The organism is Clostridioides sp. LIBA-2809, assembly GCF_056688965.1.
This window is the reverse complement of sequence record NZ_CP197004.1, coordinates 2,967,411-2,984,623: the sequence shown is the minus strand read 5'-3', so window position 1 is coordinate 2,984,623 and position 17,213 is coordinate 2,967,411. Positions and strand designations below refer to the sequence as shown.

Below are 17,213 nucleotides of genomic sequence, written 5' to 3'. Positions count from 1 at the left end.
ATAAAATCGTTTGAAAAATTTTAATATTATTAAAAAAGTTAATTGGAGAACAATATGAATAAAATAAGTAAAGTTTTTGTGCTTATAAATTTGTTAATTATAATTTTCGTAATTTTACCAAACAAGAGTTTTTCGCAAGATAATAATTGTTTAGAAGATTTTAAAAATTGGGTTATAAAAAATAAAAATAATAAAGAAGAAATAGTTTACACTCTTCCTTGTGATATGGTAATAGACAATTATTTTGAATTTAGTATTCCATATGGAACTAATATTACAATAGATACAAATCAATACAAAATACTTATAAAGGATAAAGGTCATTTTAATATTAATGGTAATAAGCTAAACATAATTGGAGAAGGTGGAAATGAAGGTGTAATACATGTAGAACGAGGAGGAAAATTAAATATAGGAATAGATAATATAGTTGCATTGAATGGAACTGCTTTATATGTTGAAAAAGATGCGAATTTGAGTATAGATACATATTATGATAAAGTTGGACATATAAAAGCAAGTGGAGAAAATGCAATAGGAATTTATTCAGAAAATGATATCAGAGTGTATTCTAAAATAATTGAAGTTAATGGAGAAAATGCAATAGGAATCTATTGCAGGGGAGAAGTAGAAATAGAAAACACTTCAATAATTGCAAATAGTGTTAATAAGAAACAAAACATATTATTGGAAAATAAAAAGGAAGAAGCAATTGTATCAGAAGCTACTGATGTTTATGTTATTGGACAAAAAAATATAATAACTCCAGATATATCTCAGAATAAAAATTATAATATTATAAGATGTAATTATAGAGGGGTTAGAGCTTTTGAGAAAGAAGTGAGTATATCAAAAGAAGACAAAGTAGAAGACATAATATTACCAGAAAAAGTACGTTTAAGAACTTCTAGTATGAATTCTATAGATTTAGATGTAGAGTGGGATTTATCAAACTATTATAATGATTTAAATGAGAATACAGAATTTACTGTAATAGGTAAATTTAAAAAAGACGATTTAGATGAGAATAACATAATTGTAAACAATGATGTTATTCCTATTTTACATGTTTATGTTGCTAATAAAGAACCTATAGAGGATTTAAAAGTATCTTTCTTAAATTTTAAAAATGGTTATCTAGCTACACTAGAGTATAGTATGCCATATAGTGCTAAAAAAGTGTTTGTAGAATATTCAGATGATGGTGTAAATTGGGTAAGTGAAGAGTTAGAAAATATTAGCAATCAGGTTATACTTGACTTTGGAGATTTTAAGTTACGATGTTTTAGGATAAAAGTAGAAGGTGGACTGAGAGAAGGATATTCAAATGTATTTTTAAAGCCTGGATTTGTAATTGGAGGAGGAAATAATCAAATTACACCAGACGATGAACAAGAGGCTGATGATGATAGTGGTGACCGTGGAGGAGGAGGAAGAGATGACCCAGATAGAGATGACAATAAGGTTACCTCAGGTGGAAATAATAAAAATAACAATGATAATGGGCAAAATCCATTAGATTCTAATAAAGTCATAGAAGATAATGGTGAAGAAACAAATAGTAATCAACAAGATGAAAAAAGCGATAAGTCATATGAAAAATATACTGAAACAGATAAAAATGTACATAAAGAAATAAATGATGAAAATGTCAATAATAATAAAAATAACAACTTGATTGAGGAAAGTAAATTTAAAAATAGTTTAGAGCAAAGCTTAAAAGAAAGTTATAAGGAAAATAATGAATCTTTCCAAAACACATCTAAAGATAAAATAATATTAAGTAAAACAGAGGGAATTGAAATAGGTGATTCTAATGATAAACTAAAAACTGTTTTAAAATCATATGATAAGACTCAGAATTCTAAAAATGGGATTGTAATTGGAGTTGGACTCATAGTTTTGACCATGTTATTTTCAATGGTAGTAGTAAATAAGGGCATTATAAAATATATAGATAAATTTATAAGATTAAAAATGAATAAATAAAATACTTTAAAGAGACATAATTTTACTTAACAGAAGAATAAATAGGAGAAAAAAATGAATAAAAAAAATAGTATATTTGTTCTTATAACTTTATTAGTAATTATTTTTATAATTTTACCAAAAAAGAGTTTTTCACAAGAAGACAATTGTTTGGAGGATTTTAAAAATTGGATTGTAAAAAATGAAGATAATGAGGGAGACATAGTTTATACTCTTACATGTGATATGGTAATAGATGATTATTTTGATTTCAGCATCCCATATGGAACTAATATTACAATAGATACAAATCAGTACAAATTACTTGTAAAAAATAATGGTTATTTTGCTATTGAAGGAAATAAATTGGATATAGTTGGAGAAGGTGGAAGTGAAGGTGTAATACATGTAGAAAAAGGTGGGAAGTTAAAGATAGGAATAGATAATATAATTGCTTTAAATGGAACTGCTTTATATATAGAGAAAGATGCTGAATTAGATATAGCTACATACTATGGAAAAACTGGTAAAATACATGCAAGTGGAGAAAATGCAATAGGAATTTATTCAGAAAATGATATCAAAGTAGAATCTAAAATAATTGAAGTTAATGGAAAAGATGCTGTGGGTATTTACTGTAATGGAGAGGTGGAAATAGAGGATACATCAGTAATTGTTAATAAGAATAACCAACAAAATACAATAGCAAATAATACAAAAGGCGAATCAATTGTATCAAAAACTAAGAGTGTTTATATCATTGGTGATGGGAATGTAATAATGCCAGACATACCACAAGATGAAGATTATAATATTATAAGATGTAATCTTAGAGGCATTAGTGTATTTGAAGAGGAATTGATATTAACAAAAGATGATAAAATTGAGGACGTAGAACTTCCAAAAGAAGTAAGTCTAAAAACTTCGAGTGGAAAAATTGCAGATATAAATGTAGAGTGGGATTTATCAAATTACTATACTGATTTAAAAAAAAATTTAGAGTTTGTTATAAGAGGTAAATTTGATGAAAATCTTCTGAATGAAAAAAATATAGTATTAAATCAAGATGTCTTTCCAGTTATAAATATCTATATTAGAAATAAAGAGCCTATAAATAATTTAATTGTGTATTTTAGAAATCGGGAAAATGGTTATACAGCTGCTTTAGCCTATGATATGCCATATAATGCAAAAAAAGTATTTGTGGAGTATTCCGATGATGGTATAAACTGGATAAGTAGTGAATTAGAGTATATCACAGACCAAGTTGTAATTGATTTTGAAGATTTTAAGTTGAGATGCTTTAGAGTGAAAGTAGAAGGTGGATTAAGAGATGGGTATTCAAATATATTTTTAAAACCTGGATTTGTGTTAGGAGGAGGTAATAATCAAATCACACCAGATGATGAACAAGAAAATGAAGATGCTGGTGGTGACCGTGGAGGAGGAGGAAGAGATGACCCAGATAGAGAAGAAGATAATAATGGTAATCTAAATAGTGATAATAAAGATAAAGATGATAACAATAGTAATAATGATGAGAAAACTCCTAATACTCCAAATGATGATAATATAGAGTCTGGCTCTAGCAGTACTACAAATAAAAATCCCCCAAAGGACAAAGATGATAGTAGTATAGGCAATGACAAAGAAAAAGACGATATTTTAAAAAATGAAAATGAGTTAAAAAATGAGGATAAATCTAACAAAAGTTTTATTTTAGAAAATGGGAATAAAGGCTTAAAGCAAAAGTCTGTATTTAGCACTAATAATCAGTCATATTTTTATAATAAAGATTTTTATAAAGATAATTTAGATATAAATAATAATCATCAATCAAAACTAAATAATCAAGTAAATGGTAATAACGAAAAAACAGATAAAACTAATACTAAATTATCAACTAAAAAATATAGCTTTGAGAAAGATAGTTTCATTTTAATTGGAGTGTTAAGTTTGACCATGTTTTGCTCTATTTTGATTGTAAATCCTAGCACAAGAAAAAATATAATTAGATTCATACAAATAAAAAAATAATTTTTAGAAAGGTATTATTTATCAAATTATAAGTTTGTTAAGTGATACCTTTCATTATTATGAAAACTATATATTTTTATCAATAAAATGAGTATTATATATAATTTGATTAAATAGTATAAAAATAATAGAATATTGAAAAAAAATTGACAAATGAAGGTATAGGTATTAAAATATATTAAATATATACATAAAAAGTGATTTACTAACAAATAAATGAAATATATGCTAATAAATAGTTCAATTTGTGAAAATGTAAGATTTATAAAAAAATAAGGGAGGATATTATTATGAGAGCAATTTTAACAGTAATTGGAAAGGACAAACCAGGTATAGTAGCAGGAATTAGTGATGAGTTATACAAGCAAAATATTAACATAGTAGATATTTCACAAAAGATATTACAAGAGTATTTTACAATGATTATGATAGTTGATTTAGAGAAATCATTAAATTCTTTTGAGCAAACGGTTGAAGATTTAATAAATAGAGGAAAAGAGTTATCAGTAGATGTAAAAATTCAAAGAGAAGAAATATTTAACTCAATGCATAATCTGTAAAAAACAGTAATCGGGAGGTGAGAATAGTGAATGTAGGAAATATACTTGAGACAATCAAAATGATAGATGAAGAACAATTAGATATAAGAACTATAACTATGGGGATTTCTTTATTAGATTGTATAGACCCTGATGGAGATAAAGCTAGAGAGAAGATATACAACAAGATTATGAATTCTGCTAAAGATTTAGTAAAAGTGGGAAAAGAAATAGAGCGTGAATATGGTATTCCAATTGTAAATAAGAGAGTATCAGTAACTCCAATATCTATTATTGCAGGTGCAACAGATGAAAGTGATTATGTAAAGTTTGCACAGACATTAGATAAAGCTGCAGAGGATTTAGGTATAGATTTTATAGGTGGATTCTCAGCATTGGTTCAAAAAGGATATACAAAAGGTGATAAGATATTAATTAAATCAATTCCAAAAGCTTTGGCAAGCACAAACAAGGTATGTGCCTCAGTAAATGTAGGTTCTACAAGATGTGGTATAAACATGGATGCAGTAAAAGAAATGGGAGAAATTATAAAAGAAACTGCAGAATTAACGAAAGATGCAAAGGGATTTGGTTGTGCAAAACTAGTAGTATTCTGTAATGCAGTTGAAGATAATCCATTTATGGCAGGGGCTTTCCATGGTGTTGGTGAAGCTGATAGGATAATAAATGTTGGTGTAAGTGGTCCTGGTGTTGTAAAAAGAGCTTTAGAAAAAGTAAAAGGAGAACCATTTGATGTTGTAGCAGAGACAGTTAAGAAGACTGCATTTAAAATCACAAGAGTTGGTCAATTGGTAGCAAAAGAAGCCTCTAGTAGGTTGGATGTACCATTTGGAATAATAGACTTATCACTAGCTCCTACACCTGCTATTGGAGACTCAGTAGCAAATATATTAGAAGAAATGGGTCTTGAAGTTGTTGGTACTCATGGTACTACAGCAGCGTTGGCTCTTTTAAATGATGCTGTTAAAAAAGGTGGAGTTATGGCTTGTTCACATGTTGGAGGACTTAGTGGTGCATTTATACCAGTATCAGAAGATGCGGGAATGATTGATGCTGTTATTAAAGGTGCTTTAAGTATAGATAAGCTTGAGGCAATGACTGCTATTTGTTCTGTAGGTCTTGATATGATAGCTGTGCCAGGAAGTACTACAGCAGGTACACTTGGAGCTATGATAGCTGACGAGGCAGCAATAGGTATGATTAATAATAAGACTACAGCTGTTAGAATTATACCAGCTCCAGGATGTGATGTAGGTGACATGGTAGAGTTTGGTGGTCTTTTAGGACGAGCACCAGTAATGCCTATAAATACAAATTCGTCTGAGTTGTTTACTCAAAGAGGAGGAAGAATTCCAGCTCCTATACATTCATTTAAAAATTAAGTATATTTACATATAGTAATATTTAGATAGAGATTTGTATGACAGAATCAAATACATTTAGATATTATAAGATTATAATTAAAACAATAAGTTTAAAGTTTATATGTTAAGATTGTTATAATAGTAAAGCGATATACAACCTTGTAAAAAAGTTGTATATCGCTTTTATTTTGATACTATCTAATTAATATAAAATTTTTTATGTATTTTAAACGTTATGTTATTCAATAGTAATTATACTAATTTTTCTGTTCAATATATCAACCAAATAAAAAACTAAATAAAAATAAAAAAATAAAAATTTATCTAAATATTCAACACACATAATAATAAATATAAATAAAAAATAAAACGCTTGCAATTAATAAAATTGCTACAATATAAAACTCTACTGTTTAAAATATCAACTTAAAATATAAATTTATAAATCTTATAAATTTTAAGCAATTTCTTCTTCTACATCAGTGCCACGTATTTTGTCAGCAGTAAGAACCTTAAAGGTACTGAATATTTTTGAGCCTACAAATCCTGCAATTACATTAAATAAAGCACATAGTGCAGCTGTTATAAGAACTTGATTAACTGGATTATAGGCAAACATTATGGCAAAACCAGCCACAGGTGTAGCTGTACCAGGTGTCATATTTACAAGGCCCATCAAAGCTACAATAATACCAGAAAAAGCTCCTCCAAAGAAATTAGTAGAATATATTGGTATTGGATTAGCTGAAATTATGTCTGATTGAGTCAGGGGTTCAATAGCAACAGATATAATATCTTTCTTAGAACCTAACTTCAATCTTGCAAATAGTGTTGAGTTCATAAAAGCTGAACCAAAAGCTCCTAATGCTCCTATTGCCATAGGAAGACCAGTAAGACCAATTATAGATGTAAGAGCCATTGAACTAAGTGGAGATGTTCCAACTACTGTTATTAGACCTCCCAATATAATTCCCATTATAATAGGGCTAATATTAGTAGCTTCTATTAGAACTTGTCCAATTTGTAATAGTGTACTATTAACTAATGGGTCTACATTTGAAGCTATAAAACGAGATAGTGGAGCACATAAAAGGATTACTACTACTAAATCTACTCCAGGTGGGACTTTTTTCTCTATAAACTTAATTAAGAAAGAAACAAAGTATCCAGCAACAAATCCAGATAATATAGAAAACTTTAAACAAGATAATCCTATTAAAACTGCATAAACTGGAGATACACCTAAAGCCAAAGGTACAAGTATAGCAGCAGCAACTCCACCAAGGCTACCATTAGCAGCACCAACACTTCTAAAAAACTCCATACCTAGAACATCACCAAGTAAAGAAAGGTTGAATGCCTCTACTAAGAAAGTAGCACATGCAGCATTTGCTAAGGCTCCCATAGCTTTCATACCATATGGAGCTTTGTAACTAAAGATTGTGAAACAACATAGAACCAATAAAAGTAAACCTGTTCCTAATAAAATTTCTGACATAAGAAAATCCTCCTTGTATTTTTTTTAGGACATAAACCTTTGTCGTGATAACGTTATCCTTGCGGATAAATGTTTAACTAAATCAGTATCAGCATGACAAAAGTTATTTTAAAGCTTAATTGGTTTTATATTGCATCTAAAAATAAAAATAACTATAAGAGTACATAAAGTAAGTTTAAGATATAAAATGTAAATTAAACTTATACTTTATAATATAATTATATATAAATAATGCGGTCTTGTATAGGAAGATTGATAAAAAATAAATTTAATATGAAAAAAACAATTATTAGTACATAAAATATTAGCATATAAAAAAGGAATAAACATTTTTTAGAAGAAGTATTTATTAATGAAAGAAATTTTATAGGGGGAGAGTTTTTGAAAAAGATTAAATATACCAGATTAGTGATACTTGGTATTCTTATATATTTAGTATTTAATATGTTAGCAATGATTATTAGCAAAAATGTAGATACCTTGGTGTTAAAAGTAGAAAAAGTTGATGCAAAGATTCATGTAGAAGGAACTATAGAAAAAGATGTAAATGACCAAAGTAATTATCTATCAGCATACATAAGTAAAGAAGATTCTAAGAACTTTGAAAAAAATCAAAATGTAGTAATTGAATATCGTGAGCAAAAAATAGATGCAAAAGTTTACAAAATATATAAAAATAATAATAAAATAATGCTAAAATTAAAAATAAGTAACCAAATTGTTGCAAATCAGGATACAAGTGTCGAAGAATTTGATATAATATATAATCAGATGGAATGTTTAAAAATACCTAAAACTTCTATAAAAACAAAAGACAATAAACGTGGTGTATATGTGATTGATGAACAATCACAAAGTGTAAAATTTGTCATATTAGAAGGAATAACTTATGAAAATGAATCTTCTGTATTTGTGGACTATTATAAAAATGACATAAATGGGGTGACAAGTGTTAATCTATATGACAAAATAATTTTAAGACCTAATTGTATAAACACAAATATAAGGATAAAGTAGGTGATAATAATGGGTTCTATTAAAGATAATTTATCTGAGATAAAAAGTAAGATTGACAAAGCTGCAAAAAAAGTAAATAGACAGAGTGAAGAAATAACCCTTTTAGCAGTCACAAAAACTGTTGATGTAGATTTAGTTAATGAGGCAATGAATGAAGGCATTACTTCTGTTGGTGAAAATAAACCACAAGAATTAGCCAGAAAGTACGATATTATAGGTGACAAATTAAACTGGCACTTGATAGGGACTTTGCAAACAAATAAAGTTAAGTACATAATAGATAAAGTTTGTATGATACATTCTTTAGATAGAATTGCATTATGTGAAGAGATTCAAAAACGTGCAGAGCAAATAAATAGAGAAATAGATTGCTTAGTACAAGTGAATATATCTAAAGAAGAATCTAAGCATGGACTTGATAAAGAAGAAGTTGTAGGTTTTGTCAAAGAAGTGTCAGAAAAATATAAAAATATAAAAATAAAAGGTCTAATGACAATGGCACCTTTTATAGAAGATGAAAATGAAATAAGAGGTGTATTCAAAGGTCTTAAAGATTTATCAACACGAATAAAAGAGCTAAACATACCTAATGTAGGAATGGACGTTTTGTCAATGGGAATGAGTCACGATTATGAGATTGCTATAGAGGAAGGGGCTACCATTGTTAGGGTTGGAACATCAATCTTTGGAGAAAGAAACTACAATAAAAAATAATTACTCAAATCTGAATAAATTCTAAGGAGGAAGTTAATAATGTCAAATGGAATAATATCTAAATTTAAGAACTGGATAGTTGATGAAGAAGAAGATTACATTGAAGAAGAATATGAAGGTGGGATGGACGATATAGTTCAAGAAGAAGAAATAAATAGTGGCTTTAGTACTGCAAAAGCAAATAAAATTGTAAATTTACATACAACGAGTCAAATGAAAGTTGTAATAGTTGAACCTAAAGTTTATGATGAAGCTGCAACTATAGCAGACCATCTAAAACAAAGAAGGGCAGTTATAGTGAATTTGGAAGGGTTGACTAATTCTGAAGTTCGTAAATCTATATTTAACTTTATGAATGGGGCGGTTTATGTTTTAGATGGAAGTATACAAAAGGTTTCTAAATCAATATTTATACTAGCTCCTAACAATGTGGATATAGATGCAAATATGAAAAAAGAATTAGAAAGTAAAGCATTCTTCCCTTGGCAAAATAAATAGTAAAAAGGCGGTTAATATATGGGAACAATAAGAATTGCACTTTATTATCTTTTGGATATAATAGCATGGATGATAGTTATAAAAAGCTTGATGACTTGGTTTCCAAATGGAAGACAAAGCAAAATTTTCGAGATTTTAGAAAATCTTACAGAGCCAATAGAAGGACCAATAAGGTCTATAATGTATAGATATACAAATGGACCTATAGATTTTTCTCCTTTAATTGCGATAGTATTATTGATGTTCCTAAGACAATTAGTGTTGGTTATATTCTAAGGTGATAGAAATGGATAAATTAAAATTAACAAATCACATAAAGGATATAGACTTGAAAAATAAAATGTTTAAAGTAATAGACAAGGCTAATAGTTGTATAAAAAACTATGATGTTAAGTTTACTGAGTTTCTTAATCCATATGAAGTGAAAAATGCTGTAGCTATATTGAATTCTACAAATGAAATAAAATACAGTGTGGATGGAGGTTATGAACAAGCTGAAAGAAGCACTGTATTTATTTATCCATTTTACATGGAATATGAAGATATAGAGGATACTCTTAGATTTTTACAGATAGAAGGGAATTTCAAATTTAAAAATATATCTCATAAAGATTATTTAGGAGCAATTATGAGTCTAGGTATAAAAAGAGAAAAAATTGGAGATATAATTATACATGATAGCTTTTGTCAAGTAATTGTAAGTAGTGATATTTGCGATTTTATAATCGTGAATTTGGAGAAAGTTTCAAGAAATAATGTAATTGTAAAGGAAATTTCCAGAGAAAACATTGTTAATAGTTCTTCAAAATATAAGGAAGTATCATTTACAGTATCTTCAGATAGGTTAGATTGTGTCATAAGTGGTCTTTACAATATATCTAGACAAGATAGTGCAAAATACATAAATGGAGAAAAAGTCCATGTCAATTATGAAAAGATAACTTCAACGTCTAAAATAGTTAAAAATGATGATTTGATTTCTATTAGAGGCAAAGGAAGAGCTAATGTAACACAAATAGGAGATATTACTAAAAAAGGTAAAATAAAAGTTCAAGCAAGATTAATTGTATAAGGACTAATTTAAATTATAGCTGGGAGGAAATGTAATGCTAACTCCAATTGAGATAGAAAATAAAGAGTTTAAAAAAGGTTTAAGAGGATATAGAGACGAAGAGGTTGATGAGTTTTTAGATATCATCAAAGAAGACTATGAATCTCTATGTAGAGAAAATACAGCTCTTAAAGAAAAATTAGGATTATATCAAGACCAAGTAAATAAGTATGAAAATATTGAAGAAACATTAAAAGCTACTCTAATAACTGCTCAAAGTGCAGCAGAAGACACTTGTAGCGCGGCTAATAAAAAAGCTAAAATAATCGTTGAAGAGGCAGATTTAAAAGCTAGACAAATTATAGAACAAGCCAATAACCGTGTTATAGAAATAAGAAAAGAGTATGATGCTTTAGTTAAAGAATTTAAGATATTTAGAAATAAATTTAAGTCATTATTAGAAGATGAAATAAGAAGTGTTGATGAGATTTTTTATGATGTAGATGAAAAATGTGTAAATGCATTTGAAGGAACAACAGTGTATAATTATAGTAATGATGAAGCTGCTACAACTCTAGAATAAGCCTATAATTTATTTGATTTTAGGTGAAATTGTTGTGGAAGTTTGAGAAATCTATAACAAAAATTAAAAATAGGATAAAAATGTAAGAAAAATAGAAATTATTATATTTTTCAAAAATATATTGACTATTCAAATTATTTGTTATAGAATTTCATATAAACACAGATAAATTTTTAAAAGCGTTGATGGAGACAATTATCTTTAGATAATTTTACAGAGAATTGGGTATGCTGAGAACCAATGAATTTATAAAGATAAAAATCACTCTTGAGCTGCAGGCTGAACGATTAAATTCTATTAAGCTGTGCCGGTTAGTACCGTTATACTATTAGAGTGTTATATGTGGATAGCATTAAGTTCACATATAGAATTAGGGTGGTAACGCGATTTATAACTCGTCCCTTTGTTTAAAGGGGGCGAGTTTTTTAGTATTTAAATTTATGTGAAAGAATAAAAAAATTTGGAATTATAATATTTATAGGAAAGGGTGATTTACATGGCGAAATTTAAGCCATTAGTGGACAGTTCAGTAAAACAAGCAGAAGCACAAGTTTTTGATTATTGGAAAGATATAAATATACTTGAAAAAACTTTAGAAAAAGGGGAAAATGACCCAAGTTTCGTATTCTATGAGGGACCTCCTACAGCCAATGGAAATCCTGGAGTACACCACGTTTTATCTAGAACACTTAAAGATTCAGTTTGTAGATATAAAACAATGTCTGGTTATCAAGTAAAGAGAAAAGCTGGTTGGGATACACATGGATTACCAGTTGAAATACAAGTAGAGAAAGAATTAGGTCTTACTAGTAAGCAACAAATAGAAGAGTATGGAATAGCTGAGTTCAACCAAAAATGTAGAGAATCAGTTTTCTCATTTGAAAAACAATGGAGAATAATGACTGAGAGAATGGCTTATGAAGTTGATTTAGATAATCCATATATAACTTTAGATAATAACTATATAGAGTCTGTATGGTGGATACTTAATAAATTCAACAAAGAAGGATATATCTATGAAGGGCATAAAATACTTCCTTATTGCCCAAGATGTGGAACTGGTCTTGCTAGTCATGAGGTTGCACAAGGATATAAAGAAGTAAAAACTAATACAGTTATAGCTAAATTTAAGAAAAAAGATGCTGAGGAATATTTCCTAGCATGGACAACAACTCCATGGACTTTACCATCAAATGTTTCACTAACAGTAAATGCTGACGTTGATTACTTAAAAGTTAAGAAAGGTGACGAGGTATATTATGTATCTAAACCTCTAGCTAATAAAGTACTAGGTGAAGACTATGAAGTTTTAGAAGAAATGAAAGGTAAAGACTTAGAAGGATTAGAATATGAGCAATTAATGCCTTTTGTAGAAGTTGACAAAAAAGCATTTTTCATTACAGTAGGAGATTATGTAACTACTGAAGATGGTACTGGAATAGTTCATACAGCACCAGCATTTGGTGAAGATGACTATAACACAGGTAAGAGATATGATTTACCAGTTGTACAACCAGTAGATGAAACTGGTAAATTTACAGCTACTCCTTGGGAAGGTAAATTTGTAATGGAAGATGGGCTAGATGTTGAAATAATAAAATGGCTAGCTTCTGAAAATAAGTTATATAGTAAAGAAAAAGTAGTTCATAATTATCCACATTGTTGGAGATGTCAAACTCCATTAGTATACTATGCAAAACCAAGCTGGTATATAGAGATGACTAAACTTAAAGATAAATTAATAGAAAATAACAATGGCGTAAAATGGTTCCCAAGCTTTGTAGGTGAAAAGAGGTTTGGAAACTGGTTAGAAAATCTAAATGATTGGGCAATATCAAGAACTAGATATTGGGGAACTCCACTTCCTATATGGAGATGTGAATGTGGTCATACAGATTCAGTAGGTTCAAGAGCTGAATTAGCTGAAAAAGCTATAGAAGATGTAAATCCAGAGACAGTTGAACTTCATAGACCATATGTAGATGATATACATTTAAAATGTGAAAAATGTGGAAAACCAATGACAAGAGTAACAGAAGTTATAGACTGTTGGTTTGATAGTGGGGCTATGCCATTTGCTCAACACCACTATCCATTTGAAAATAAAGAGAACTTTGACCAATTATTCCCAGCTGATTATATATCAGAAGGTATAGACCAAACTAGAGGTTGGTTCTACTCATTACTTGCAGTATCAACATTTGTATTAGGAAAAGCACCATATAAGAGTGTTTTAGTTCCAGACCTTGTACTTGATAAAGATGGAAAGAAAATGAGTAAATCAAGGGGAAATACAGTAAATCCAATGGAGTTATTTGACCAATATGGAGCAGATGCATTAAGATGGTATCTACTATATGTTTCTCCACCATGGACTCCAACTAAATTTGATATGGATGGATTAAAAGAAATACAAAGTAAATTTATAGGAACTATGAAGAATGTATATAACTTCTTCACTTTATATGCAAATACAGATGATATAAATCCAACTGAATTCTTTGTAGAATATAAAGATAGACCAGAACTTGATAGATGGATACTATCTAAGTTTAATAATTTAATGAAAGATGTAGAGGAAAATTTAGCTATATTTGAATTAAATAAGACTTTAAGAATGATACAAGATTTCATAAATGATGATTTATCTAACTGGTATATCAGACGTTCAAGAAGAAGATTCTGGGCAACTGAATTAACAGAAGATAAAAAAGCAGTGTACAATACAACTTATGAATTATTACATGGTCTTTGTAGAGCTATAGCTCCATTTGCACCATATATGTCAGAAGAAATGTACAGAAATCTGACAGGAGAAGTATCTGTTCACTTAGCTGAATATCCTAAGTTTAATGAAGAATTAATAGATGCTAAATTAGAAGAAAAAATGGATTTAGCTAAAAATCTAGTTACTCTAGGTAGAGCTTCAAGAGAAGTTGAAAGAATAAAAGTTCGTCAACCATTACAAAAAGTATTAGTAGATGGTAAGTTTGAAGATACAATAAGCGATGTAGTTGATTTAATAAAAGAAGAGCTTAATGTTAAAGAGGTAGTGTTCGCTAAGGACTTAGATGAGTACATGAACTTTAGTCTAAAACCAAACTTTAAGGAAGCAGGACCATTACTAGGGGCTAAGATGAATTTATTTGTGGTAGCATTAAATAAATTAAATGCACATGAAGCTGTTAATAAACTTGAAAATGGTGAAAGTTTAACAGTTGATTTAGATGGTGAAGCTTTTGAGTTTAATAAGGATTTAGTGTTAATAGGTATAACTGCTAAGGAAGGATTTAATGTATCTGTTGAAAACAATCTTTTTGTTATACTAGATACTAAGTTAACAGAAGCATTGGTTGATGAGGGTTATGCTAGAGAATTTATATCTAAAGTACAGCAATTAAGAAAATCTAATAACTTTGAAGTATTGGATAATATAGTAATAGATTACTGTGGTGATGATGAAATTGCTAAGGCTGTTGACCATTTTGATGAATATATCAAGTCTGAAACTTTAGCTTTAGAAATAAACAGAGTAGACGATAAGTCTCTAGAAGAACAAAACTTAAATGACCATATGACAGGTATAAAAGTCACAAAAAAATAAAAAGAATAGTTAGTTAATTAAAATCCCTATAGAAATTAGTTTATAAATTTCTATAGGGATTTTTTAATACAGTATAATTCTCTATTCAATAAAATGTTGAAATATTCCAAAACTTACAATAAATAAATCTGTATAAATCATATAAATTATTTATAGCATATGATAGAATATTAGTGAATAAACGTTTAAGTGAGGATGAATAATATTTTAGAGTAAACTACTTCTGATAAATTTATTTATAAATTTATTGTGTGTAATGCAGGGTGGTTTATTTATTATGCAAAGGGGTGCGTTTTGATGTATGGTGAAAGTAAAAAGCTAAGTATTGATAATAACATATTTTTGCAATATGGTCTTATTATATTGGGGATGATTCTATCAACCTTAGGAATAAATTTATATCTAGCACCAGCCAAGTTATTAAGTGGAGGAGTAGCTGGAATTTGTGTTATATTATATAAACTATTTGGTATAAATCAAGGGATATCCAGTTTTTTGATGAATATACCTATATTTATCATAGCTAAAAGGTATTTTGATAATAAATTTTTGTTAATAAGTTTTGTTAATATGTTATTATTTTCTGTTGCACTTGGTTTAACACAAGATATTGCTAAATATTTCCCAATAGATGATACTATGCTACAGTGTATTTATGGTGGTGCCTTAACTGGTATAGGTATGGGGTTGACTTTTAAAGCAAGAGCTACTGCTGGAGGACTTGACATAATAGCAGCTATAATGAAAAGAAAGTACGATATACCTATGAAAAATACATTTTTATTTATAAATTTCTTTGTAGTATGTGCAGGTGCGTTTTTATTTGGAGCTAAGTTGGTAATGTATACTCTAATTGCTATGTATATAATTTCTTTTACAATGGACATAGCAAAAGATTGCTTTGATAGAAAAAAATCTATACTTCTAATATCTAATAAATATGATGAAATATCTAAAGTAATAATGAATAAAATGGGAAGAGGTGTAACTTTTTTAGAGGCAGAAGGAGCATACACACAAAATAAGAAAAAGATGATTTATTGTATAATATCTGCAAATGAAATAGGTAAATTTAAGGATTTGATTTATGACATGGATAGTGAAGCTTTTATTTCTGTTAATAATGTAGAAGAAGTAAAAGGTGGAGGTTTTAAAGATAAGTTTCTTTAAAATATCAATGTTAAAAAATGACATATGTATTGTGATTACACCTAGTTAGATGTATACTGTAATTAATGGGGTACATGAAGTACTCAATAATATACTAGGAGGTATAATAATATGTTAAGAGAGAGATTTGTAGTAAGAAATCACCATAATCCACATACAAGTGGATGTTGTGGTACTGGAGGAGAAGGATGTTGTGGAGGAGATAACCATGAGCATTCACATCAACATTCTCACAGTCATGGGCATGAGCATGTAAATGGTGTGGGTCATGACCACAATCATGAAGATGGTTTTTCAGGAACTCATGAACATGGTCACGAGCATACGCACACACATGGACATGAACATTCAGATGGACATACGCATGAGCATAAGTAAAAATATTTAAAGCTTGTAAAAGATTTTTATTTTGTGATTCCATGAAGGTTTAAATAAAAATTAAATATTTTAAATAAAAATTATTGTTAATAAATAAGAAAGTGAACTGTTAAATTCAAAAACTTTAATAGTTCACTTTTATTAATTATTAAGAATTAAATTTAAATCCAATGATTGACTAAAAAAGAAGCTATATTTTCATAAGGTATTTTTTCTGTTTTTAATAGGCTTTGAACAACCAAACCATCAACTATAGACATAAGTAAGAAAGAAAATGACTCAGCATCCTGTTCATTTTCACTACTACTGTATTTTTCTAATGACTCAACAATTTCAGATTTAAGAGTAGTTCTCCATTCAATATATTTTAATCTCATTCTTTCTTTCAAATCATCATTTGAAGTAATTGCTTCACAAATAAGATACATATGTACTCTACCACGACTTTCTATAGTAGATATTTTCTCTAAGATTAAGTTAACCATTTCTATTTGAGAATTTTTTGATTTGACGTTTTTTACACAGTTTAATATAGCACTTGTTATAACTTCTAAATGAGTATCCGCAATATCATATATAATATCATTTTTAGATGCATAGTGATAATACAAAGTACCCTTACTTATATTTACATCTTTTGCAATATCAGCAAGACTAGTATTTTGAACTCCATTTTTGGCTATTAAATTGGTTGCAGATGATAAAATAGCCTGTTTCATATTGTTTGTTTTCATAAAACCTACCTTTCTATGTATATTTATAACAAATTAA

The 17,213-nt window shown here is 28.5% G+C and carries 15 protein-coding genes and 1 other annotated feature; of the genes, 13 read left to right on the top strand and 2 right to left on the bottom strand.

The features are described from left to right. Nucleotides 1-54 precede the first annotated feature (54 nt). The 4 genes from ACTG44_RS14145 (at nucleotide 55) to ACTG44_RS14130 (ending at nucleotide 5,947) form a co-directional block, all read left to right on the top strand. Nucleotides 55-1,989 (top strand): hypothetical protein, encoded by a 1,935-nt coding sequence (locus tag ACTG44_RS14145; RefSeq protein WP_479920663.1) that lies wholly within the window; start codon nucleotides 55-57, stop codon nucleotides 1,987-1,989. Between the two features lie 54 nt (nucleotides 1,990-2,043). Beyond that, on the top strand, nucleotides 2,044-4,005 hold the full coding sequence (locus tag ACTG44_RS14140) for a hypothetical protein (protein WP_021385545.1): 1,962 nt from the start codon (nucleotides 2,044-2,046) through the stop codon (nucleotides 4,003-4,005). A 290-nt stretch (nucleotides 4,006-4,295) separates the two neighbouring features. Continuing rightward, complete coding sequence (locus ACTG44_RS14135; protein ID WP_021385426.1) at nucleotides 4,296-4,565, top strand: ACT domain-containing protein; 270 nt, start codon at nucleotides 4,296-4,298, stop codon at nucleotides 4,563-4,565. A gap of 26 nt (nucleotides 4,566-4,591) precedes the next feature. Further along, a complete protein-coding gene (locus ACTG44_RS14130) occupies nucleotides 4,592-5,947 on the top strand; it encodes a PFL family protein (protein ID WP_021385371.1) in 1,356 nt (451 codons plus the stop codon). 439 nt (nucleotides 5,948-6,386) lie between these two features. Here ACTG44_RS14130 and ACTG44_RS14125 read toward each other — a convergent pair whose 3' ends face one another. Then, a complete protein-coding gene (locus tag ACTG44_RS14125; RefSeq protein ID WP_021385442.1) occupies nucleotides 6,387-7,427 on the bottom strand; it encodes a PTS sugar transporter subunit IIC in 1,041 nt (346 codons plus the stop codon). 381 nt (nucleotides 7,428-7,808) lie between these two features. Between ACTG44_RS14125 and ACTG44_RS14120 the strand changes: the two genes are divergently transcribed. The 9 genes from ACTG44_RS14120 (at nucleotide 7,809) to ACTG44_RS14080 (ending at nucleotide 16,442) form a co-directional block, all read left to right on the top strand. Continuing rightward, complete coding sequence (locus tag ACTG44_RS14120; protein ID WP_021385552.1) at nucleotides 7,809-8,444, top strand: biotin/lipoyl attachment domain-containing protein; 636 nt, start codon at nucleotides 7,809-7,811, stop codon at nucleotides 8,442-8,444. 9 nt (nucleotides 8,445-8,453) lie between these two features. Further along, nucleotides 8,454-9,158, top strand: a complete 705-nt coding sequence (locus ACTG44_RS14115) for a YggS family pyridoxal phosphate-dependent enzyme (RefSeq protein ID WP_479920662.1) — start codon at nucleotides 8,454-8,456, stop codon at nucleotides 9,156-9,158. 39 nt (nucleotides 9,159-9,197) lie between these two features. Beyond that, complete coding sequence (locus ACTG44_RS14110) at nucleotides 9,198-9,656, top strand: cell division protein SepF (protein WP_021385412.1); 459 nt, start codon at nucleotides 9,198-9,200, stop codon at nucleotides 9,654-9,656. An 18-nt stretch (nucleotides 9,657-9,674) separates the two neighbouring features. After that, nucleotides 9,675-9,932, top strand: coding sequence for a YggT family protein (locus tag ACTG44_RS14105; protein WP_021385428.1), 258 nt, complete (start codon nucleotides 9,675-9,677; stop codon nucleotides 9,930-9,932). A 10-nt stretch (nucleotides 9,933-9,942) separates the two neighbouring features. Further along, a complete protein-coding gene (locus tag ACTG44_RS14100; protein WP_021385503.1) occupies nucleotides 9,943-10,728 on the top strand; it encodes a YlmH family RNA-binding protein in 786 nt (261 codons plus the stop codon). A gap of 34 nt (nucleotides 10,729-10,762) precedes the next feature. Next, a complete protein-coding gene (locus tag ACTG44_RS14095) occupies nucleotides 10,763-11,290 on the top strand; it encodes a DivIVA domain-containing protein (protein ID WP_003426928.1) in 528 nt (175 codons plus the stop codon). Between the two features lie 173 nt (nucleotides 11,291-11,463). Next, nucleotides 11,464-11,696: a binding site (T-box leader), on the top strand. A 90-nt stretch (nucleotides 11,697-11,786) separates the two neighbouring features. Further along, nucleotides 11,787-14,894: an isoleucine--tRNA ligase gene (gene ileS, locus ACTG44_RS14090; protein WP_479920661.1), complete on the top strand. Its 3,108-nt coding sequence runs from the start codon at nucleotides 11,787-11,789 to the stop codon at nucleotides 14,892-14,894. A gap of 297 nt (nucleotides 14,895-15,191) precedes the next feature. Then, complete coding sequence (locus tag ACTG44_RS14085) at nucleotides 15,192-16,064, top strand: YitT family protein (protein ID WP_021385396.1); 873 nt, start codon at nucleotides 15,192-15,194, stop codon at nucleotides 16,062-16,064. Between the two features lie 111 nt (nucleotides 16,065-16,175). Next, nucleotides 16,176-16,442 carry a hypothetical protein gene (locus ACTG44_RS14080; RefSeq protein ID WP_479920660.1) on the top strand — a complete coding sequence of 89 codons (267 nt, stop codon included), beginning with the start codon at nucleotides 16,176-16,178 and terminating at the stop codon, nucleotides 16,440-16,442. Nucleotides 16,443-16,603: 161 nt separating this feature from the next. Here the strand turns inward: ACTG44_RS14080 and ACTG44_RS14075 are convergent, their stop codons facing one another. Next, nucleotides 16,604-17,176 (bottom strand): TetR/AcrR family transcriptional regulator, encoded by a 573-nt coding sequence (locus ACTG44_RS14075; protein WP_021385499.1) that lies wholly within the window; start codon nucleotides 17,174-17,176, stop codon nucleotides 16,604-16,606. Nucleotides 17,177-17,213 lie beyond the last annotated feature (37 nt).

What these genes read in the sequence shown, in the direction of transcription:
- ACTG44_RS14145 (WP_479920663.1), top strand. Translation starts at nt 55, where the DNA reads ATGAATAAAATAAGTAAAGTTTTTGTGCTTATAAATTTGTTAATTATA.
- ACTG44_RS14140 (WP_021385545.1), top strand. Translation starts at nt 2,044, where the DNA reads ATGAATAAAAAAAATAGTATATTTGTTCTTATAACTTTATTAGTAATT.
- ACTG44_RS14135 (WP_021385426.1), top strand. Translation starts at nt 4,296, where the DNA reads ATGAGAGCAATTTTAACAGTAATTGGAAAGGACAAACCAGGTATAGTA.
- ACTG44_RS14125 (WP_021385442.1), bottom strand. Translation starts at nt 7,427, where the DNA reads ATGTCAGAAATTTTATTAGGAACAGGTTTACTTTTATTGGTTCTATGT.
- ACTG44_RS14115 (WP_479920662.1), top strand. Translation starts at nt 8,454, where the DNA reads ATGGGTTCTATTAAAGATAATTTATCTGAGATAAAAAGTAAGATTGAC.
- ACTG44_RS14110 (WP_021385412.1), top strand. Translation starts at nt 9,198, where the DNA reads ATGTCAAATGGAATAATATCTAAATTTAAGAACTGGATAGTTGATGAA.
- ACTG44_RS14105 (WP_021385428.1), top strand. Translation starts at nt 9,675, where the DNA reads ATGGGAACAATAAGAATTGCACTTTATTATCTTTTGGATATAATAGCA.
- ACTG44_RS14100 (WP_021385503.1), top strand. Translation starts at nt 9,943, where the DNA reads ATGGATAAATTAAAATTAACAAATCACATAAAGGATATAGACTTGAAA.
- ACTG44_RS14095 (WP_003426928.1), top strand. Translation starts at nt 10,763, where the DNA reads ATGCTAACTCCAATTGAGATAGAAAATAAAGAGTTTAAAAAAGGTTTA.
- ileS (WP_479920661.1), top strand. Translation starts at nt 11,787, where the DNA reads ATGGCGAAATTTAAGCCATTAGTGGACAGTTCAGTAAAACAAGCAGAA.
- ACTG44_RS14085 (WP_021385396.1), top strand. Translation starts at nt 15,192, where the DNA reads ATGTATGGTGAAAGTAAAAAGCTAAGTATTGATAATAACATATTTTTG.
- ACTG44_RS14080 (WP_479920660.1), top strand. Translation starts at nt 16,176, where the DNA reads ATGTTAAGAGAGAGATTTGTAGTAAGAAATCACCATAATCCACATACA.
- ACTG44_RS14075 (WP_021385499.1), bottom strand. Translation starts at nt 17,176, where the DNA reads ATGAAAACAAACAATATGAAACAGGCTATTTTATCATCTGCAACCAAT.